The organism is Methylovulum psychrotolerans (assembly GCF_002209385.1).
Taxonomy (GTDB): domain Bacteria; phylum Pseudomonadota; class Gammaproteobacteria; order Methylococcales; family Methylomonadaceae; genus Methylovulum; species Methylovulum psychrotolerans.
In genome coordinates, this window is sequence record NZ_CP022129.1 from 4,827,570 (window position 1) to 4,847,616 (window position 20,047).

Here is a 20,047-nt window from a genome sequence, read left to right on the forward strand (position 1 = left end):
GGGTTTTTAATGTAGTCGTTAGGTAAAGAATAGCCCAAGATTTAGAGTTCGGCAAGATTGGATGGGCTGAGTGAAGAGTTAACAGAGGTAGGAAGGATATGCGCTTTATTTGCTACTGCCACCGCTTGCACCACCGTCGCCGCCGCTCGCACTGCTAAAACTGCTAAAACTGCTAAAACAGCCAATGCTGCTGATGCCGCCGCCGACACTATACAGAATAGCCAGAACAAGACCTTGCAAGACCCTAGATACTGAGGGGTTAAATCCAAAAGTCGGCGATGGTTTTGGCAAACCAAACCCTAAACGGCATCAAACCCGCCGCCCAAACCTTAGGCGAACCCGCTGAGCCTGTGCGTAAAATAGCCGACCAACTGGCGGCGGTGTTGTTATAAATCCTATAACAGGGTATCCAGTTGATTTTTAAGTCTTTCAGGAGGTATCTATGCCAGTGGCCGCAATATTTATCATCGACCAGCTCTTTTACGCGCTGGATTTTTTCACCGCCGGCCCCCGTTTGCAAATTACCGTGCTGGCGGACGACCCAATACAAACGGAAGGCGGCTTGCGTTTTGAGGTGGAAAATGTCGGCAACCGCCCGACCTGCCTGCACCCTGTAGTCAGGGCGGCTTTTATAACGGCGGCGGGTGAGCGGCGGGATATGCTGTTTGATGTGCAAGACACCGATTTGGCGTTACCGCCGTTTACCCCCAAAACCTTTCAGGCCACGGCGCGGCAAGTGCAACCGGAACGCCAAGGGGTAGCCCGGCAGTATTGCTTTGACCATGGCGACGGCGCGGCAATAGAGATTCAGGTTGATTAACGGTGTGAGCTTTGTTTGCCAGCGGGGCAAGTGGTTAGCCAATGCCTAATGCTTCCCCAACGCCGCCAAAATACTCGGCGCGGCGATATAGCTAGCGGGTATGGGCACTTCGAACATGCCGGCGGCATAAGGAGCGACCGAATATTGGCCAAAAAGCACAATTAGGCCTTGTTTGTTCAATATCACAGTGCAGCCGTTACATTTACCGTCAGAGATAAAGGTATTTTTCTGCTCTTCAACCAGTTCCTGTGACGTATCTTCCATGGCCTTCAGTTTTTCATAAAGCAGCCGGTTGACGGCGGCGCGGTGCTGGCCAAAAATGCCATCGACCGTTAAACACTGGCTGGCCGCTATGTCGATAATGCAATCGCCGCCACCATCACTGTAGGGGTGGGCGGCATGGTAATCATATTCGTAGCTGCTAATCTGCAACGCCAATACCGTCGGGGTATGCAAGGTGACGCTATAGCCCCGTTCCCTGAAACTGGGCGATTCATAGCTGGCTTTGCCGGACAAGGGTGTGCCGTTACATTGATGTTGCTCGGCGGCGGTTTTTAGGTCTTGGTTAAGTTGGGTTTGCGCCGCCGCGTTCGGCAAACCGCTGATGACGGGATAGCTAATGTCGGCCTGGCACACACATTCGCCGCTATTAGGGTCTTCGCCGGGGGTCAGTTCGCAATCTTTTTCTTTGAACAGGCCTTTTTGTAAGATCGCCTCCTCGACTTTGACCTTTAAGACGGCGGTACTCAGGGCGGGTGCGGCTTCGGTTGGCCCTAGGGAGAACTGGCTGCTGGCCTGGGCGGTGGCTTTGGCGAGGGCGGCGCGGACATCGGGGCTGTCTTCGGCGAGTTGGGGGTTTTGCAGGAGTTGGTGGGTTTTCTGGCGGTCTTTAGAATAGCGGTAGACGTTAAGATAGGCCGCCGTCGCCAAATCGACACGGCCTTGCAGGGCGAGGACATCGCCGAAGTTACGCCAAGCGTTAGCGCGGCTAGGCTGCAACGCGATCACCGCGCTTAGCACTCGGTAAGCGGCGGGCAAGTCGCGGATTTTCATCAAAACAAAGCCATAATTGTTGGCGATTTCGATATTCTTGGGGGCGAGTTGGTAAGCCTTCGCCAAAATCACCTGCGCTTCGGGCAGTTTTCCGGCCTTAATCAGCCCCAACGCCGCTCCGTTGAGCTTCTGGGCGGCGGGGCTAGCGGCGGCGGCCGGCTGCATTTTTGCTACCATTTCCAATAACGCTTGGCTTTCCAACACCGCCGCCTCGTCGTTGGCCAGCACCCCGGTGAGCATATTACTGATATAGTCTTGGCTGGTGGACGGGGCGGCTTGGGCTTGGGGGGCTAAGGCCAGCAGGGTTAGGGCAATGGTTAAGGCGCGGCTTGGGCGGGTCATGGGTGGGTTCCTGGTTGGAGGGTTGTTAGTGCTTAGCCCTTAGGGTGTCGGTTTACGCCTATTTGCAGCGCGGCGGTTTAGTCGTTAGAATCAGTGGTTGCTTTAAACTTACGCTTGGTTTTACACGCTAAATTCTCCTGATCCATCAATCGGCTTATTCGGCGACGGCTGACGGTGCGCTGTTGATCGAATAACGCCTTCTTGATACGCCGCCGCCCATTTGCGACATCACACCATATCCGTCAATAGCCGCCGCAATAACCAAGTGCTCAACAGCAGCCGGCAACTTCTGTAAGTCAATGGTAAAAATGGCGGCATTGTTGTCCGGACATTTAAACAGCACCCCGCCACAGGGTGTGGTTGGCTGATTGTAAAAGCTCATATAACGTTTATCGGCCAGCTTACTGTCGGCATCCAAGCCGAAACAAGAAAAATTAATCCGCAATACGGGTGCATCAACGGTGGCCTCAAGCGTAAACAGTGTGCTAACGTCAATTAAATCAGCAAGATTTAACCGTTGTCCGCGAAGAATATTCATATGTGTTGGTTCAGTCATACGCCAGAAAGGCATGTTGCTAGAAAGTAGCCCGGATGGATAGTTTGCAAAGCCCCGGGGTTCACCAGCGAGGCTATTGCCGACTGGGCGAAAACCAACTTGGAATCCGGCAGTACCGTCTTATCTGACGGGCTGGCCTGCTTCGCGGCGGTAACCAGGACAGATTGCCAACACGGGGCGATCATTGTCGGCGGACGAAAACCTAAAGACATGGTTGAATTCCTATGGCTCAACACCATACTCGGCAATCTCAAGACCAGCTTTGGCGGCTCTTACCATGCGCCTGCTCGTTGCCGCCGTTGGGCCTCGCCCAGAAGTTTGACTTCGCTCGGCTAAAGCATCTTGCTAATCAGGAAATGTATTGCAATATTTCTCAACAAGAAGAAGAAAAAAGTACCTAGTAGGTGCTTTTATATAAGCAATTGTTTTATATTAAAAATATTTTAATTTTCTACATATTTATTAAGCAAGCTTTCGAGAACAAATGAAGATTGAGATCCCGTACTACATTCTATAATTATTTTTTTTCCTTCTATATAGGCTGTCCCAATTTGCTTATTATCATAGAATAATGGCGTATTTTTTCTTGTTTTTTTAGCTCTTGTTGAAGATGTGGACTGGCTCCGAAGCCAAAACATCGCTTTTTGCTCACTGGCTCCATTAACAATCATATCAACGGCTAAAATAACATTATCCTTATAACCTTTAAGAATATAACCAGCAAAAAACTCGGCACAGTTCGCACCAAATAATTTAGGATTTTTTTCTAGTTGATCAATAACCAATATTGGCAATTTAGTAAAATCAAGGCAACGATCTATTTGTTGCCTTGAAATACCAATGTATCGACTCAGTTCACTGACAGATCTAACGTATTGGCTATCCAACAATTTTTTAAAAGACCTGCCTAATTCAAAGTCAGATAAGTTTTCACGAACTGTATTTGATGCAATAGATAGCAATGCAGACTGTTTATCATCTAATATCTTGATGACGGCTGGGATTTTTTCATATCCAAGGATGATATGAGCCCTATATCTACGTTCGCCAGAAATTAATTCATACCTATTATTATCTTTTTTTCTTATTGTAATGGGATCAATTAATGTTCCTGTTGAAATCGAGTCTGCTAAAGTTTGTAACTCATTATCATCAAAATTTATTCTTGGTTGAAATGGCGATACATCAAGGTCGTGTATTGAAACTTCAAATATAGTTGAATCATTAATATCTGATGTTACATTCAATTCATTAGCGTCTGTAAACTGAAGTTCATTGCCTTCTAATTGCGGCATACGTTCCACGATGGACTGATCTGCATTTGGAAAGCCATTAGCTCTAAGCAAGTTACTAATTTTCATGCCATTTTTTTTCACGGTTTTGCTACCTTAAAAGTGGTTTAATATTTTCACTAAATCCAAGGAGTGTAATTTCATAACGGGTTAACAGACTTTTTGCCAAATCTAATATAACCCTTCCTCCAATAGAAGTGGGATCTTGTTCTACTAAAGGCCCTTTCGATTCCTCAGTTAAAAAAGATTGCTGGCGCACAAACCCACTATAATGGGGTATGACATTTTCATTCATAGCATTTTTGTATGATTCGGCAAGAATTGCTAAAGCTTCCTTACAATGCCTGTAAGATGGATGATACCCGTTAGCAACAATTTCCACATCTAGATTTTTTTCAGGGTAAACATGATTTATTTCAAGCAAATTGCTAAAAAGTAGGCTCATCGCTTTTAAAGACTCTCTATCAAGCCAAGCTACTGCTAGAATAGTTTTACAAGCAGCCATTAAATTATACGAGAGTAGGGTAGTTCCTGGTGCGCTATCTATTACAATCACATCGTAATTGTTAAAAAAATCTGGATTATTTGTAATTAATCTATCAAAAATTAGATCACGCCCCATTCGGGTCATTAACCAACTATCGGTTTGTGTTAAGGTAATGTCTGCTGGGATTAAATCTAACATATTATCTGGATAGATTGGACGAACAGCTTCGTTAATATTTAATGTTCTTTTTCCTTCAAAATGTTCCATAAGATGACCTATATGTTGGATGTTTTCATCTGATGGATCGACACCTAAAATATTCGTTAATGATGCTTGAGGATCACCATCAATAGCTAATACCTTATAACCTAACATTGCGAAAGCGGATGCTAGATTAGCAGAAACCATAGATTTTCCAGTCCCACCTTTAGCCATTCGAACATTGATAATAGGTGGACGTACATTTAATTCGTTTTTTTCATCTAGATTGTTTAATGCTACTTTGACCCTTCGTATATCTAAGGGTGAATAGTTTTTTGAACTTGTACTGCTATCTTTACCAGAAATTTTTTTTAACTGATAGCTTGTAATCGGAGTGCTTATGAGAAGATCAGTAACAGTTTTAATTTTGTACTTTGGGTTACGAATGGGTTGTGCTTTCATATAATTTTTACGAATTAGATGGGTTTTATATATTTTACAGATTTTTTATTTTTTTATAAATTTTTTATTTTTATGTTATTTTATAAAAATAAAAAATTTAACATTAAATTTAAAATTGTATGGAAAACAAAAAAACGTTGCCTCTGTTGAATAATGTGGAACCTGAAACTTGTTTTGATAATCAAATTGATTTGTTTCGTTTTTTATTAGGCAATAACTATGAAGAACGGGATAAATTGTCGAATACATTTGATTTGTGGGATAGCATTCCTAGATATTCGACTTCTCGGCAAGCAATGGTAAAAATCAGAAAAGAAAAAGGTTTTTTACCTTTAAAGCAAATTACATTTAAATATCGTGGACGTATTCTTCAGGCTCATATACAGGCAGCAAGGATTATTGATAAAAAAACTGGTCAAGAAACAGATTATTATCCTAGTGCTAACGAAGAACTTGTAGAAGATGCGCTTAGAAAATTAGCGGCTGATCAAAAAGAGTTGGGATTTTTTGACAAAAAAAATTATACGAGTGGTGTAGTTTTTACACTTTACCAGTTAAGTACAGAGTTACAAAAACGTGGTCATAGTAGGTCTTATCCTGAAATTGTCTTGAGTCTGAATATTTTGGCGGGTAGTTTAATTAGAATAGACATCTTTCCTAAATGTTGCCCTATCTCAGGTTAACCAGTGCGGCCACCAGGCTCCATGTCAGGGAGTAGTTTTTGTGTTTGCCCCGGTAAACGTCCTTGACGATCCTGAAAATTTTGCAGCGGCGGTTGACATGCTCAATGAAAACCCGCTGTTTTGAAAGGGCTTTGTTATGGGCTTTGTCCTCCGCAGAAAGCGGTTTGCCTTTTTGTTTCTTGATGGGCAATACCGAATTTTGGTGGATAACCACTGTAAGAAGACAATAAAGTCCTATACTTAGCTGACCGCATCCCGAAGGTACTGCTTACAGATATAATCAACTGATATTGGCAGCTATGTACTATTTTTACATGTATGTCGGCTGTACCCGACGGTGGGATTAATTTACGGGTAAGCGCTTCGTATTACCCACTTGAAGGCCTTGCACGATACCCAAGGACATAGAGATTCGGGTATTATCGTTGATCCAGCCTTCCTCTGAAGCAACCCCAATTTCGTCTATTAACACATTGAGGAAATCAGCCAATTCTTCGGCGCTATGTAACCATGATTCCATTGATATTAGCGGAAATAAATTATCATTAACCATTGCTAAAAAAAGGCCGTAAGATTTTTCCATACTGGCCTGAAACATAAGCTTTTCCTTTTCATTATTTGCCAACTGCGCAAGCCGTTGATGGGCGAATTCTTCGCGGACGCTTGGGTGGGGGTGCTGTAGATTACTATGATAATTTGCCAATGTTTTTCCAGAGTTTGCATATTTTCCCGCAAGACTTGCTTCACCTAAAATACCGAATAAGATTTTTGATGCCAAACCAACTGTTACGACAAAATGAGCCATATCTTTTATGCTGCCATATAAGCTACTTTTTGTAAGCAAAAACTCAGACAGCCCAATTAAGGTGTACAAAGCCACGCTATCCGCATCTAACTCCAAGGCAAGCCGCCGCAGGTTAGGCAACACTTCTTTTTCTTCATCTACCTCAAACAACCCTGCATGTGAAAGTTTTAAATAGTAATCCAAGTGTCCCCGGATAATGTGGCTTAATTCGTGCAAAACTACAAAATCCATGGTTATTCTTGACATATAACAACAAAATGCCTGCTTATTCTGAAAATCCCCATAACCCCAACCTAGTGCAATCCATGGGCGCATGGTTATCTTTGCTTAGGATATCAATGCCTTTTTTCATGCGCTGATAAATTTTGTGGTATGTTCCGGTACTTATCCTCATTAGCGGCGAAACACCGTCGCTAGGATCAATCGTCACAGAAGCCTGAAACCTCTCATCTGCGACTGTTTCGACATTGATACCCTGCACCAGGTAATGCAGGCCGCGTACGCCCGCAAATAGCCCTAAAATTGAATTCGAGCCGCATATCATTTCCCATAATTCCCCCGCACTAACTTGGGTATGCTGGGTAAGATGATTATTGGCTGTCATTTGCTTATGTAGCCTACCGTTCCTAAGCCGCACAGCCTTCATTTGGTTTACTTTTTTCATAAGTTTCCTTAATGGTATAATTAATATGTAATCAAAGCATTACATCAAAAACTCGATCGGTTAATGCGCGGCAGCCGTTAAAAGCATCCAAGCGGGCGCATACAAAAACGCGCTGTATCCAGCGTTGAGCCCGGCCATTTTCATCAAAGATAGGATTAAAATCCGATCTGCCATGCAGAACTCTACCGTTAGCTAAATACACTATCCGACCAGGGACAATTGGAATTCCGAAGGCTACTTCATCAAGTTTTTCGTTTAACAATCCTACTGCCCACAAGGCCTTGGCGTTAATCGGACGCATCATATCACCATAAAAAGCAGCAATAACCTCTTCCTTGCCATCAGCACCTAAAATTATCGGGACGGGGCCAATGGCGGATTTTTTAGTTTCCCCAGTACGTTGGCGTATTGGCAGGCCTAACCTCGAACAAGGTCGGCGTAATATGGTTACAGCTTGATTGGGTAATAGGGCGCAAGCTTTTGAAGCGATGGAAACCATCGTTTTTGGCCTTCCTACCTTCTGTTCGCTAACCTCACCCAACAACAAGCCTTTCGGTGACCAGTCAAATCCAGGTTTGGCAAACCGCAATGCGGCGTTTTCGGTATGCAGCCCCAAGGGCATACGCGAGCCGTTGCCGGTTAGCTTATCCAAATCTTCCTTAGACGGTATCAAATCGTTGACCAAACGGTTACCTTCCTTAGCTACCCCATAGGCTTCGCCAAAAAAAGTAGATATTGCCAACAACAGATGTTCGCTCAACGACGTGGCCTTTGCGCTGTGCGGCGGCATTCCTAAGGCCGGTGACCAAATGATAGGTTCGAACGGCAGATTATCGAAAACAACGACACCTTTGCCGCGCCGCCCGCTGGCTAAATCAAAAAGGTATTCCGACTCCCACGGGCCGATTAGAGCCAACAATTTCGAGCGTAGGTACGCGATATGGCTATTTTCGTCGTGTGCAATATAGCCAAGATAGGTGAACGTCTCTTCGAGCCTCCCCTTAAAATCATCGCTAAAAGTGACAAAAACCACACCGTTTTCATCCGTGCATACTCGGAATGCCTGTGGAAATAACGGCTTGTAATTAAATGCTGGGTTGTACATAATTTATCCTCCGGAAAGCCTGTTAAAGACAGGCTTAGTTTCGGTGAAGCCGGAAAATAAATGTAGGGTATAAAAATCGCGGTTTTCGCGGAAAAGGAATGCGTGTGGAATGTCGTAATCTAAAAATCATCGTTGAACTAATAAAGCATTAGACATCTTTCCTAAATGTTGCCATATCTCAGGTTAACCAGTGCAGCCACCAGGCTCCATGTCAGGGAGTAGTTTTTGTGTTTGCCCCGGTAAACGTCCTTGACGATCCTGAAAATTTTGCAGCGGCGGTTGACATGCTCAATGAAAACCCGCTGTTTTGAAAGGGCTTTGTTATGGGCTTTGTCCTCCGCAGAAAGCGGTTTGCCTTTTTGTTTCTTGATGGGCAATACCGAATTTTGGTGGAGGCCGTGCATCCCTTGGTATCCCGAATCCGCCAACAGCAGGGCGTCGGGGTGCAGCAACAGGCGGCATCCTTTGAAGACCGAAAAATCATGTTGACTGCCTTTGCCGACCACGACCGAGAGGATGGAGAGCATCAACGCGCAAATGATGAGCTGCGCCTTAACCGTGTGGCTTTTTTTTTCCGGAGTAGAAGTGAAATGGTCTAATAAAGCCGGACACTTCCAAAGGCATATTATAATGTCAGCAGAGGTGAAAAATGAGCAAAACAGATAAAGTCAAAAAACCCAAATTTACCCTGGAATTTAAGCAAGATGCGGCCAAATTGGTGCTTGAGAAAGGCTATACCCACCAACAGGCGGCGGATAGCTTAGGAGTGTCGTTAAGTGCTTTGGGACGTTGGGTCAGGGCCGAACAGCCCCAACCTGCCGTTTCTGGTGTCAAAGCCCAAGCAATGAATCTGGCGGATCACAACGAGCTAGTGCGGCTGCGCAAAGAAAACGAGCAGTTGCGGATGGAGCGCGAAATAATAAAAAAGGCCGCGGTCTTCTTTGCGAAAGAACTCGGGTGAGGTACGGATTCATCCAAGGGCAACAGAAGACTTATCCTGTCACCGTATTATGCAAAGTGATGGCCGTCAGTACCAGCGCCTATTATGATTGGGCAAAACAGCCGGAAGATGCCGATAAGATAGCCGAAAAACAAAAGCTTAGGGAACGCGCCCAAACGTTATTTGATGCCTCCAAGCGTTCGTATGGGTCGCGGCGGCTGTCGGACGGGCTGAAAAAAGCAGGATTCCCCGTGGGCCGTTATAAGGCCCGGCGGGTGATGGCCGAGTTAAGTTTAAAGCCCCGCTATCCAAAACGCTTCAAGGCCACGACCGACAGCAACCATAACGATGCTATCGCGCCGAACTTGCTGGACCGGAAATATTTTTGCCAATATAGGATTGCCTTTATTGACCTAAAGGCCCCACAATAACCCGAAAAAACCGTCACCCATGTCCCCGAACATGTGTTACCTATGTCCCACGTCCATACACCCATCAGGGGAGGGGGCTGCCCACCTTAACAAGCCTTAGCTCTCCGCTAATCTTCCCCACTATTTAGAGGTGACTTTATGAAAAACTTGATGATCGAGTATAAGACACCTTTGGAGACAATTCCTACTTTATTGGCACTGAGCGGCATCAAAGACTGTTACGCCGATACGACCAATACGCCGCACAAGCCCCCTCAGACGACACCATACACGATCCCATAGGGTTTTCCGGGGTACATACCGTGCCTAACAATTTGCAATCTTGCGGTTTTTTTACGCCGCGCAAGATGGCGGGGCATTCGCAGCCTTTGGTGTCGGCGGCTTGGATGGCGGGCAGGTTAAAGCGTTGTTCGGCATCAAAGTCGGCATAGTCGGCTTTCAGCGTTAAGGCGCTGTCGGCAATCAGCCCTAAGCCGCGCCATTCAAAGTACGGGCGCAGTTCAAACACTTCCCGCATCAATGCCTGGGCTTTCAAGTTGCCTTGCGGGGTAACGGCGCGGCGGTATTCGTTTTCGACCTCGTGGCGGCCTTCATTGAGCTGGCGTATCAGCATCAAGGCCGACTGCATCACGTCCAAAGGCTCAAAGCCCGCAATCACAATCGGCTTGGCGTACTGTTCGGCAAAGCGTTCGTAAGGTTGGCTACCAATGACGGTACTGACGTGGGAAGGCCCTAAAAACGCATCGATTAACAGCGGAGGGGCGTGTGCCGAAGCGGCTGGGCGGGGTACGTCTAAGATGGCCTGCATGGCCGCCGGGGTCAGGACATGGTTGCAGAACACCGAAAAATTGCCCAGCCGTTCGGCTTGTGCTTGCCGTATGATGACGGCGGTCGGCGGGGTCGTGGTTTCAAAGCCGATGGCGAAAAACACCACTTGCCGGGCCGGATTATCGCGGGCGATTTTTAAGGCATCTTGGGTCGAATACACCATGCGTATATCGCCGCCGTTGGCTTTGGCTTTCAGCAAACTGTGGCGGCCTGTCGCGGGTACGCGCATTAAATCGGCATAAGTGCACAGGATCACGCCATGCTGTTCGGCCAGTTGGATGGCGTTGTCGATACGGCCTGTCGGCAATACGCAGACCGGACAGCCGGGGCCATGGATAAACTCGACATTGTCCGGCATTAAGTCTTGGATGCCGTAACGGAAAATGGCATGGGTATGCCCGCCACAAAACTCCATCAGCCGATACTGCCGCTCAGGGTTGACGGTTTGGGCAATCGCATTGGCAAGCTGTAAGGCGAGCGTATGTTCGCGGAATTCGCTAATGTATTTCATGGCGCGGACAGTAAACCGGCTTCGGCAAATAAGGCCAAGGTTTTTAAAGCCTCCTCCTCATCGATTTTATTCAGCGCGTAACCGACATGCACCAGCACATAATCACCGAGCGCGACATCATCGACTAAAGCCAACGACACTTCAACGCTGACCTGATTAATCGACGCGGTGGCCATATCCGTAGCGGTGTCGATGGCGATGATTTGCGCGGGTAGGGCTAGGCACATAAGTTTAGGTTTTTTGTTGGGTTATAAGGCGTGTTTAAAACTATTATAATCTACCCTGCCAATACATCGGTTTTTGGTGTAAATGGCTTACGGCGATAATCAATATTTCATCGTCGCGTATTTGATAAACCACGCAATAGGGAAACCGATGGGTAAGACAACGCCGGGTACGTTGGCCCAATGGTTGCCACGCTTCAGGGAAGTTGGCTATACGGCTGACAGTCGCCTTTATTTCTATGAGAAACGCTTGGCCTAATCCTGTTTTTTTCAGATTATAATAATTTATGGCCGCTTCCAACTCCGCCTCGGCAACTTCAAGGAAACGGACTATCAATTCGCTTCCAAGCGGTTAAAAACTTGTTCGGCTGGGCTTGAGCGCAGTTCGCCGCGCTCATATCCGTCAATTCGGCGTTCGGCTTCAAGCGCCAATAAATTATCAATTTCCCGAATGGGCGGATCCATGCTCGCCAACAACTGTTCAGCCAATGCCGCCCTGTCTGCTAACGGTAAGTTTAACGCCTCGTTAAATAATTGTTTCCTGTTCATTTTAATAACCTCTACATGGGTAACGGCAAAACCTCTGCCATCAAGCATAAGCAATCCGCTGCAAGGCCAGTTCAGCCTTTAGCCATTGCAGCCAACCGTCCATCCCTTCGCCCGTTTTTGCCGACAAGGACAAGACCTTAATCTTAGGGTTAACCTGCTTAGCGAACTGTATGCACTCTTCGCTGTTAAAGTCCAAATACGGCAATAAGTCGGTTTTGTTCAGGATCATCAAATCGGCGGCATGGAACATGTCAGGGTATTTGATGGGCTTGTCCTCGCCTTCGGTGACGGACAAAATCACCACTTTATGGGCTTCGCCCAAGTCGAAGGCCGAAGGGCAGACCAAATTGCCGACATTTTCGATAAATAGCAGGCTGTGCTTGGGCGCTTGCAAGGTTTCTACGGCATGGCCGACCCGATGGGCATCCAGATGGCAACCTTTGCCGGTATTGATTTGCACCGCCGAAACTCCCGTGGCGCGGATGCGTTCGGCATCGCGGGCGGTTTGCTGGTCACCCTCGATGACCGTGATGGCGACCTCATTTTGCAAACGGGCGATGGTTTCGGTCAACAAAGAGGTTTTGCCGGAACCTGGGCTGGATACCAAATTCAGCACCAACATGCCGCGTTCGCTGAAATAGCGGCGGTTTTCGCTGGCATAACGGTTATTTTTCGCCAAAATATCCTGTTCGATTTGCACCATCCGCAATGGGCTTAAGCCGGGGGCATGGGCGTGTGAATGTCCCGCACTGTGATCGTGAGCATGATCATGGGGATGGTCGTGATCGTGCGAGTGGCCCTCGCCGCAGCCGCAGACAGCACACATTATTCTACCTCCAATTCTTTGATACGCATTTGATCTCCGTTAGTGATCTGTAGTTGATAGCTGCCGCAGTGCGGGCATACATCATATAATTGCTGGACGGTAACATGGCTGGCGCACGGCAAACACCACGCTTGGCCGGGTACGGCAACCATTTCAAGGTGGGCTTGGTCGGCCAAAGAGCCTTGCATAACGACATCGAAACAGAACCGCAACGCCTCGGCATCAACCCCGGCCAACGCGCCGATTTCTAACCAAACGGTTTTGACTTTGTGGTAGTGCTGAGCTTCCGCCTGTTGCTCCAATACCTGCAAAATGCTTTCGCACAGCGACATTTCATGCATGTTTTTTTACTCGATCATCAAGTTTTTCATAAAACCTACCCTGAATAGGGTGGGGAATTTGTTAAAAACACAGACCTTAGGGTAAGGCCGCTCCCTCCCCTGATGGGGAGGGCGGGGGTGGGTAGAATAAAATCAATAACTTATTCTTATGTCTCAGAGATTTTAAACAGGCTGTTTTTAGTCTGTTTAATGAAAAAAATCCTTATTTAGATTCTCCCCACCCCAACCCTCCCCATCATCGCCGACAAGCCCGTCGCCGTTGCAAAGCCTTGATTGCAGATCAGGTAGTCTGTGTAGAGTTCTATTTTTTCTTTTTCCATCCGTCAATGATACTCTTTTTGGGATGGGGTGCGTAACATCAGTTAGAAATATCAAGATCAGTTACAGTGTGTTCTGAAGTATCCCCCAGTTTGAGCGATTTTTTGAGGTGCCGCCTATACTCGATGATTGCGCGATCTGCGCGGATAAACCGATCCTGGTTTGCATCTAAACTATTTGTCGGGGTTTGCTTCAAAATTACTCGTTTGTCTTGGTTAAGAATAAATAAATTGCTTAACCCCATTACCTTTTCGAAGAGCATCGAAATGATGGGTATATGAACGTGGTGATAGAGGCGCAGATAATAGCGGGTTGACTGATTGTTAACCGGCACAAACGCAATAAAGTTCTTCAGGTCAGAACTGATATTCAACAGCCATGTTCCTGGGAATTGGAAACTCAAGCTAGGTTCCTTGCCATCGGCTTCCTTGGCGAGTTCCTGTCGTGCAAGATGCGGTTGCCCATGATCCTGATGATTGGTGACCCAGACCCGTATCCCTTGTTGGTCAGCTTCGACATACGGGCCATCAACGAAGCTTTTTCCGCCAGTCCCAATCGTATTCGCGTGAACAAATGGCAAATGCGCCACATCAAGTTGATTCTCAATAGCCCGGGTGTAGTGGACTGGCCATTCAACGATGTTTGTATGGTATTTCCAGCCAGTTTCCAGAATAGAAAAAAAAGGAACCCCCGGATATTCATCCTGAGCATCACCCCACCAGAGCCAGATAAACCCATGGGTTTCACTTAAAGTAAAACTGGTGGCTGACATGCCTTTTGGTACTGTAGACTCCTTGCCGTTGGCGGGAATGTGAACACAAGCGCCAGAGCCATCAAACTCAAATCCATGGAAAGGGCAAACTAACCGATCACTGATAATGTGTCCTGCACTTAGCGCCGCACCAAGGTGCGGACACCGTTCGATTTGCGCATGAGGTTGTCCATCCTCAGTACGCCAGAAGACCATTCTCTGTCCAAGGCGTTCGATTCCAAGTGGCTTATGCGTGAGTTCTACGCTTTCGAGTACCGGATACCATTGATCTCTCATAAGCGCCATAGTGGAAGAAAGTGCTTTCGTGCAAAATTGGATACTGTTCATCGGAGTTTGTCTGTAAGACTGAAACGATCATAAATAATGACTACATGAAAATGGGAGCCGCTAAGCGCAATAACCGTAGACGTGTCGCAAGAAAAATATGCGGCAGTGATAATCGGCGTTACGCAAATGGCTTGTATCGATAGACAACCGTTAATTCGGTCTGGGGCAAGAATTTAATCAACCCAGGCGCGATTACACGGAAATCTTGCGCAAGTCGGATAATATGGGCCGCTGTTCAAAATGGCAACTATATACGCAATGTTCGACTTTTTAGGCCATTTTAAGGGTACAAAGGCTTAACCGACATTCCGCATACTTTTTTAAATTTTTGATATTTTATTAACCTATTGATATTTAATGGCTATGTATTTAGAGCATGAAAACTTATTGCTTCTACAAATTAGAAATAGTGTCATTGTCATTATTTTCCTTAGGGTTATTATGTCATCAGGTAAGGTTTTAGGATGAATTTATTCACCGCAATCTCATGCGAATAAAGCAGTAGAGGCGAATGTGCCAGCATCGGCAAATAAAGTTCCTTTATAACTTGCCGGGTATTTTCATAACACATTGAAAATACCCGTTTCATGGCTTTTTAAAGCCGTCTTCGCACATGTTCTGACAATTGACTTTTTGGTCAGTTAAAAAATGACTAATCATCAATAGGGCAACCCAATAATGAAACAACTTCTTCATAGCCGATAAGGATTTTGTTGCCATCGATAATATAGTTGGCCAATTTGGTAATCGCCGCCCAGCTTTGCTGATCTTTTATGAAGCCAAACGCTATAGAAAACAATTCATCCCGCTTCTTGTCCTGCTGTTGTTTGTATGGAGAAAAGCTTTGTAAATAGTCATTAACTAGCGCAAGATCAGAGCGTCCGCCATAATGCTTCAATGCGTTCAAGTTGACTAATTTCTGGTTAAATATTTCACCGTCAGTATCGGCAACATATTTGGCTTCTGCTAGTGGCCCTATAAGCAGGTTAATGATGTCGGCTTCAATGGCTTTTATTAAATCAGCCATGGATTCATCATGGCTTGTTGTGTTATCCGCCAAAGCATCGATAGATGAGGGCAGAAACTCGACTAACCGGCCTCCTTCAACTCCCACAATGCAGTCATCATGCATTGTCTGACGTGTCTTAAGATATTCTTCAGGCTTTCCGTTTATGTTTTTAAGATTAATTTGAAAAAAAACTGGCGGCAGATTTCTGGCTTTATTGTTGAAATAAATAGCCGTCGCATGTCCCGCCTCATGGAAGGCAATCCGTCGCTTATGCTCCTTTAATTGATCCTGGCCGATATTTTCAGATGTCACTATTACCCTTTATTTTGAATGCCATAAAATGAAATTGATAGGTGTTCGGCTTAATGCAACGGCACATAAGTAACCGCTCATAAATCATTTAACATTTTTATCTCTGCAAGCCTTTAAAAATCTGGCTTGCCTGTTAAAAGACTTTTGCACAGTTGTTTAACCGGCTTTTGCGGCAATACCTTGTCCTTCTGGAGAAATCATAAAATCTACAAAAGTCCGCAATACCGGAGAGGGCGGCTTGTTTTTGGGCTAGTGAATGGCAATGCCCAAAATACGGCTCATCAGGTACTGTCCAGAGCAGATATTGTCGGCCATAGGCACTAAGCCAGAGCGCCTTTACGCGCGGTAATGGCAATTGAATGGATACCCACCGCACGCATTGTGTTGCTGATAAAGCCAATACGGGCAGTATCAGTGATAAGCTCTTGGCGTATGGACGAGACGACCATCAAAATCAAAGGCGAATGAGTTTAACTGTACCTCGCGGTCGTCAAGTTTGGTGATACGGTTAATTTTATGCTGTCCGAATGCCGCGACGAAGCGGCGGCCACCGGTTTCTTCAAGTAAGCCATTGATGGCTATGGTTTGCCCGAAAAAGTGGTCATGGACAAATGCGGTGCCAACCTGGCCAGGTTGGAAAACATCAACGTACTGCTGGTGTTGGCAGGTTTGCTATACCTGATGGTCGACATTTGCCAAGTCAAATGCCTGAATGACCTGATGGGACAGGATCACCGATTTACTTGTGCCCTTTGGGTATCAAAAGGATCACCGGGCCAATTTTAACCTGTCAACGTTTATATGGTCAGCAACATTTAGGAAAGATGTCTATTAAATCATTTCATTTTGCCTGAAAAGGCAAAGTGGTAGGGACACGCGATTAACCTATTCGGTCGTTTTGCCGTCGAAATGCTCGTTGTCGGCGTCGGCATCCTTGAAATGGTCTAATAAAGCCGGACACTTCCAAAGGCATATTATAATGTCAGCAGAGGTGAAAAATGAGCAAAACAGATAAAGTCAAAAAACCCAAATTTACCCTGGAATTTAAGCAAGATGCGGCCAGCATCGCCGACAAGCCCGTCGCCGTTGCAAAGCCTTGATTGCAGATCAGGTAGTCTGTGTAGAGTTCTATTTTTTCTTTTTCCATCCGTCAATGATACTCTTTTTGGGATGGGGTGCGTAACATCAGTCATTAAAAATATTAAACGTCCTTTCTGTAAATCGTTCTGTCAGGTGGTTAGATAGGTATCCACCCGCTATTGCATCAAATTTACCGTTTCTGTTTGAACTAGCCATTTTTTCACCTAAACAAAAGATCTAAATATAATGTCTACCCTCAAGCTTTTACTTAATCTTAAATATTCCTGGCTAGTCGCATTGATGTTATATTCTGGCATCGGTGGCATTCTGTCCATATTCATTACGTTTAACAAAAGGTTAATATATTGATATTCGCTAAAAAATAACAAGCAGTAGGTTTAAAGCTGACGGGGTTCAAAATAGTATCCTGAAATTTGTGGTAAATAGTGTCTGACCGAAAATTCATATTTTTATTTAAAATCATGTACTTAATATGCTTTTTCGGTAACGAGTTTTTTCTCGACCAAAAATAGCACTATTAATTTATGCTTATTTTTCATGCTATTATAAGTCTTACTGTAGCATCTATATGTTGCCGCAGGGCGTAATCATGCATTTTTTAAAAAACTCGCGTTCAAAAAATCGCTGTATGCCTTATACCGTAAGGCTTGTAGCCTTTTTCGGTCAGGCACTAAATAGGCATCCGATTTACACAAAAAACACCAACCCAAAGGTCAGTGTTTTAATCGTGTTAAAATTTAGTTCAGAACTCTAAAGGTTTCAAATCAACTGTGGTTGGGTCAAAATCTTGACCCATTTCCCACGCTATAAAAATGGCTGCATACCATTTTTGTTGGAGGTCTGTAAATGTCCCAGGGTGAACCAACACTTCAGGATACCCTTCTTCATCAATGTCCCACAGAGAGTTGTGGTATATGGTTTGGGTAGCTGATGTGGTGGAAGATGGAGTGTCCAACGGTTCCAATTCAACCAGAGAGGCAAGCGTCTTTTCAGCAACATTAATAACCTTTTCAGAATCATGAGAAATTCCTCCGTCATCATTAACCAATGGCGTTTCCATAACAGACTTAATCGTTTTGGCAATGGAAGCAGCCATAAAAACGCCCTTTTTATCGGCTTCTGAATATGTTGAATAATTGGTGTTTGACAAAACTAATGCTGTTAATGAAGACAGTAGCGGAATAAACCTGTCATTCAAAGCGGTTAGCACGGAATTGGTTTCATTGAAGCGTCGTTCGATACCCTTTGTCGCCACTGTCGCCGATTTCATTTCCTCTGCTGCAAGTTCAGCTTTATCGTGATCGGCGTAAGCATCATGTTTTGCCGCCTCAGCTTTTGAGGCCAATATCATTCCGCCTACAGCGAGAACAGGCCCTGCGACGATCCCCCCAGAACATACACTCCCCCTGCCATACCCCAACCACCAGCAGCAAGTGAACCTCCGCCCAACCAAGCTAAGGTGGCGTTTGTTGCCGCAACACCACTCAGCGTAGCAATTGCTGTTCCTGTTGAAGCAGTACCCAATAAACCAACGCCACCATAAGCGGCTAAACCAGCCAAACCGCCAGTGCCTAGCGCGGCAATTCCACCGCCAACAATTTCTTTCATTGCTAAAGCCGCTTCCCTAATTTCTTTAAGCTCCGTGTTGCTCACTTGAGGTAAATCACGCGCATCAAGAAGGCTATTGTCATCAAAGTTAATGTGTTTTATATTCGAAAAAACCTCAACGAAAGGAATAATGGATTTTTCGTAGATTTCAAACTTTGATTCCCCCAAGTCTTCCATTGCTTGCCTTGCATTATTATGGGCAAATTCCAGATCATTTTTTGCCTCATCGTATAGTTCTTGGGCTTTTTCTCTCCAGTATTTAGCAGAGTCAAAATCCGATTTTGCATTCATACCTTTTTTGATCCCATAAACGGCAGAAATAAGAGCCGCCCCCCCTAAAATAATCGGTAATGGCATAATATCCTCAGTATCCAATGAAATTTACAATAGTCCGCCCTTAAATGGGCGATAAGGGGCAATGATGGTGTAAAACCATTAAGCGACAATAACATTTGAAAATAGCAAAAGATATTAACTTTTACCTAATAATAAGTGAATTTTTCACTAATTATTAAAGCGTCTGTTTTATTTACGGATTTTCTTAATTTTGTTTTTAAATTTTTTTGGTTTCATCAAAAAAAACTGAATTTCATCCAAAATAGCCGTATTCGCTGCGGAGCGTAAGGGGAGAAATAGCTGGCATATAAAAAATGGGGCTGATAGTGAGATAAGCGGGGGTAAGCTACTCGGCAAAATGCGGTGGGGTGGGGAGCTACTTATTGGAACCCGTCATTATCTTTGCGATAGCGTGACTAAATCCCATCGAACCCAATTAAAAATGAAGGTATCCTGCTATCTATATGTAGGACGTAAATTCGCCTTGGATTTTAAAATTAGACCTGTTATGTCCGGTAGCTTTGTGGCTCAAGACACTAGGCACGGTAGGGTTTTTAACCTGACCATACAGTCGGATTGGCATTACAAAGCCCCTACATTCAACTCCGCCGCAATCCCTTATGAATAGGCGTTTTAAGGACAAGTCCGTATACGTTTTTTGGGCATTTTATTGGCTGATCTTAGGGGGGTCTTAAGGCTTCCAGGTTGGGGAAATATTCAGGCATAAACACCCTTGACCGCTTGCCATGAGGTGTCAGATTAGCGTAGCCAGATTCTGGAAACCGCACTCGCCACGGCCAATGGCTTGTCAAAGCATTCTGGCCGACCGCCCTATATCCCTATCGCCCTCTTCTTCAATCGCGGCATCCTAATCCTGAACGTTATAGGATATGATTGCCCGACCACATATTGATGTGGCAACCGTGCCAAATTTAAGCAAAGGCCATTGGTTGCCCTATCCGTGCCACCGCCCATCATTAGGTTTTACACTTAATCCATAAAACCTCCCATACCAAGACTAATAAAATTCTTCGCCTTGGTATGGGCGATAATCAAATTATCCAATGGGTAAGTATGTATATGATTTATATTGCATTGTTATAAATTTTACAATAGCCGAACCTAGACGGTTAGCGGGATTGCA

At 45.2% G+C, this 20,047-nt stretch carries 23 protein-coding genes and 2 pseudogenes; 5 read left to right on the forward strand and 20 right to left on the reverse strand.

The window, feature by feature from the left end; genetic code table 11:
• Positions 1 to 442: 442 nt before the first annotated feature.
• Positions 443 to 820 carry a hypothetical protein gene (locus CEK71_RS21785; protein WP_088621338.1) on the forward strand — a complete coding sequence of 126 codons (378 nt, stop codon included), beginning with the start codon at positions 443 to 445 and terminating at the stop codon, positions 818 to 820.
• Between the two features lie 45 nt (positions 821 to 865).
• On the opposite strand, the gene CEK71_RS21790 is transcribed toward CEK71_RS21785, so the two are convergent.
• The 3 genes and pseudogenes from CEK71_RS21790 to CEK71_RS21800 all read right to left on the reverse strand — a co-directional run bounded on the left by CEK71_RS21790 (position 866) and on the right by CEK71_RS21800 (position 2,786).
• Positions 866 to 2,215, reverse strand: a complete 1,350-nt coding sequence (locus CEK71_RS21790; protein ID WP_088621339.1) for a DUF3298 and DUF4163 domain-containing protein — start codon at positions 2,213 to 2,215, stop codon at positions 866 to 868.
• A gap of 86 nt (positions 2,216 to 2,301) precedes the next feature.
• Positions 2,302 to 2,433, reverse strand: a pseudogene (locus tag CEK71_RS24235) (IS3 family transposase); the annotation flags it as partial.
• The gene (locus CEK71_RS21800; protein WP_088621340.1) at positions 2,370 to 2,786 is read right to left on the reverse strand and encodes a TerD family protein; all 417 of its coding nucleotides are present in this window, start codon (positions 2,784 to 2,786) and stop codon (positions 2,370 to 2,372) included. The pseudogene CEK71_RS24235 and the gene CEK71_RS21800, both read right to left, overlap by 64 nt.
• A 42-nt stretch (positions 2,787 to 2,828) precedes the next feature.
• On the opposite strand from CEK71_RS21800, the pseudogene CEK71_RS21805 reads away from it, so the two are divergent.
• Positions 2,829 to 3,053 (forward strand): annotated as a pseudogene (locus CEK71_RS21805) (transposase); the annotation flags it as partial.
• Positions 3,054 to 3,214: 161 nt separating this feature from the next.
• Here the strand turns inward: CEK71_RS21805 and CEK71_RS21810 are convergent.
• Both CEK71_RS21810 and CEK71_RS21815 read right to left on the reverse strand, forming a co-directional pair.
• On the reverse strand, positions 3,215 to 4,147 hold the full coding sequence (locus CEK71_RS21810) for a ParB/RepB/Spo0J family partition protein (RefSeq protein WP_157679563.1): 933 nt from the start codon (positions 4,145 to 4,147) through the stop codon (positions 3,215 to 3,217).
• A 7-nt stretch (positions 4,148 to 4,154) separates the two neighbouring features.
• On the reverse strand, positions 4,155 to 5,213 hold the full coding sequence (locus CEK71_RS21815) for a ParA family protein (protein WP_088621343.1): 1,059 nt from the start codon (positions 5,211 to 5,213) through the stop codon (positions 4,155 to 4,157).
• Positions 5,214 to 5,332: 119 nt separating this feature from the next.
• On the opposite strand from CEK71_RS21815, the gene CEK71_RS21820 reads away from it, so the two are divergent.
• The gene (locus CEK71_RS21820; protein ID WP_157679565.1) at positions 5,333 to 5,896 is read left to right on the forward strand and encodes a hypothetical protein; all 564 of its coding nucleotides are present in this window, start codon (positions 5,333 to 5,335) and stop codon (positions 5,894 to 5,896) included.
• Here CEK71_RS21820 and CEK71_RS21825 read toward each other — a convergent pair.
• The 5 genes from CEK71_RS21825 to CEK71_RS21845 all read right to left on the reverse strand — a co-directional run bounded on the left by CEK71_RS21825 (position 5,883) and on the right by CEK71_RS21845 (position 9,132).
• Entirely contained in the window at positions 5,883 to 6,110 is a 228-nt protein-coding gene (locus tag CEK71_RS21825; protein ID WP_232463713.1) for a transposase family protein, read from the reverse strand. The two genes, CEK71_RS21820 and CEK71_RS21825, sit on opposite strands and share 14 nt — an antisense overlap.
• A gap of 129 nt (positions 6,111 to 6,239) precedes the next feature.
• Positions 6,240 to 6,932, reverse strand: a complete 693-nt coding sequence (locus tag CEK71_RS21830; protein WP_088621345.1) for a hypothetical protein — start codon at positions 6,930 to 6,932, stop codon at positions 6,240 to 6,242.
• Positions 6,933 to 6,966: 34 nt separating this feature from the next.
• The gene (locus tag CEK71_RS21835; protein ID WP_088621346.1) at positions 6,967 to 7,365 is read right to left on the reverse strand and encodes a hypothetical protein; all 399 of its coding nucleotides are present in this window, start codon (positions 7,363 to 7,365) and stop codon (positions 6,967 to 6,969) included.
• A 31-nt stretch (positions 7,366 to 7,396) separates the two neighbouring features.
• Entirely contained in the window at positions 7,397 to 8,470 is a 1,074-nt protein-coding gene (locus CEK71_RS21840; protein ID WP_088621347.1) for a Fe(II)-2OG oxygenase family protein, read from the reverse strand.
• Between the two features lie 161 nt (positions 8,471 to 8,631).
• Positions 8,632 to 9,132 carry a transposase family protein gene (locus CEK71_RS21845; RefSeq protein WP_332455546.1) on the reverse strand — a complete coding sequence of 167 codons (501 nt, stop codon included), beginning with the start codon at positions 9,130 to 9,132 and terminating at the stop codon, positions 8,632 to 8,634.
• Here CEK71_RS21845 and CEK71_RS21850 point away from each other — a divergent pair.
• A complete protein-coding gene (locus tag CEK71_RS21850; protein ID WP_088621349.1) occupies positions 9,120 to 9,431 on the forward strand; it encodes a transposase in 312 nt (103 codons plus the stop codon). The two genes, CEK71_RS21845 and CEK71_RS21850, sit on opposite strands and share 13 nt — an antisense overlap.
• A complete protein-coding gene (locus tag CEK71_RS21855; RefSeq protein WP_157679567.1) occupies positions 9,428 to 9,841 on the forward strand; it encodes an IS3 family transposase in 414 nt (137 codons plus the stop codon). The genes CEK71_RS21850 and CEK71_RS21855 overlap by 4 nt, the downstream gene beginning before the upstream one ends.
• A gap of 208 nt (positions 9,842 to 10,049) precedes the next feature.
• Here CEK71_RS21855 and hypD read toward each other — a convergent pair whose 3' ends face one another.
• The 10 genes from hypD to CEK71_RS21910 form a co-directional block, all read right to left on the reverse strand.
• On the reverse strand, positions 10,050 to 11,180 hold the full coding sequence (hypD, locus tag CEK71_RS21860; protein WP_088621351.1) for a hydrogenase formation protein HypD: 1,131 nt from the start codon (positions 11,178 to 11,180) through the stop codon (positions 10,050 to 10,052).
• Complete coding sequence (locus CEK71_RS21865) at positions 11,177 to 11,407, reverse strand: HypC/HybG/HupF family hydrogenase formation chaperone (protein ID WP_088621352.1); 231 nt, start codon at positions 11,405 to 11,407, stop codon at positions 11,177 to 11,179. The genes hypD and CEK71_RS21865 overlap by 4 nt, the downstream gene beginning before the upstream one ends.
• 43 nt (positions 11,408 to 11,450) lie before the next feature.
• Complete coding sequence (locus CEK71_RS21870; protein WP_088621353.1) at positions 11,451 to 11,741, reverse strand: type II toxin-antitoxin system RelE/ParE family toxin; 291 nt, start codon at positions 11,739 to 11,741, stop codon at positions 11,451 to 11,453.
• On the reverse strand, positions 11,738 to 11,953 hold the full coding sequence (locus CEK71_RS21875) for an addiction module protein (protein WP_088621735.1): 216 nt from the start codon (positions 11,951 to 11,953) through the stop codon (positions 11,738 to 11,740). Before CEK71_RS21875 ends, CEK71_RS21870 begins: the two co-directional genes overlap by 4 nt.
• 40 nt (positions 11,954 to 11,993) lie before the next feature.
• Positions 11,994 to 12,779 (reverse strand): hydrogenase nickel incorporation protein HypB, encoded by a 786-nt coding sequence (hypB, locus tag CEK71_RS21880; protein WP_088621354.1) that lies wholly within the window; start codon positions 12,777 to 12,779, stop codon positions 11,994 to 11,996.
• Positions 12,779 to 13,120 carry a hydrogenase maturation nickel metallochaperone HypA gene (gene hypA / locus CEK71_RS21885; protein WP_088621355.1) on the reverse strand — a complete coding sequence of 114 codons (342 nt, stop codon included), beginning with the start codon at positions 13,118 to 13,120 and terminating at the stop codon, positions 12,779 to 12,781. Before hypA ends, hypB begins: the two co-directional genes overlap by 1 nt.
• Before the next feature lie 358 nt (positions 13,121 to 13,478).
• Positions 13,479 to 14,537 (reverse strand): aromatic ring-hydroxylating oxygenase subunit alpha, encoded by a 1,059-nt coding sequence (locus tag CEK71_RS21890; protein ID WP_088621356.1) that lies wholly within the window; start codon positions 14,535 to 14,537, stop codon positions 13,479 to 13,481.
• A 652-nt stretch (positions 14,538 to 15,189) separates the two neighbouring features.
• Positions 15,190 to 15,858, reverse strand: a complete 669-nt coding sequence (locus tag CEK71_RS21895) for a hypothetical protein (RefSeq protein WP_232463715.1) — start codon at positions 15,856 to 15,858, stop codon at positions 15,190 to 15,192.
• Between the two features lie 1,843 nt (positions 15,859 to 17,701).
• On the reverse strand, positions 17,702 to 18,304 hold the full coding sequence (locus CEK71_RS21905) for a hypothetical protein (RefSeq protein WP_157679569.1): 603 nt from the start codon (positions 18,302 to 18,304) through the stop codon (positions 17,702 to 17,704).
• Between the two features lie 11 nt (positions 18,305 to 18,315).
• A complete protein-coding gene (locus CEK71_RS21910) occupies positions 18,316 to 18,924 on the reverse strand; it encodes a hypothetical protein (RefSeq protein WP_088621360.1) in 609 nt (202 codons plus the stop codon).
• Between the last annotated feature and the right edge of the window lie 1,123 nt (positions 18,925 to 20,047).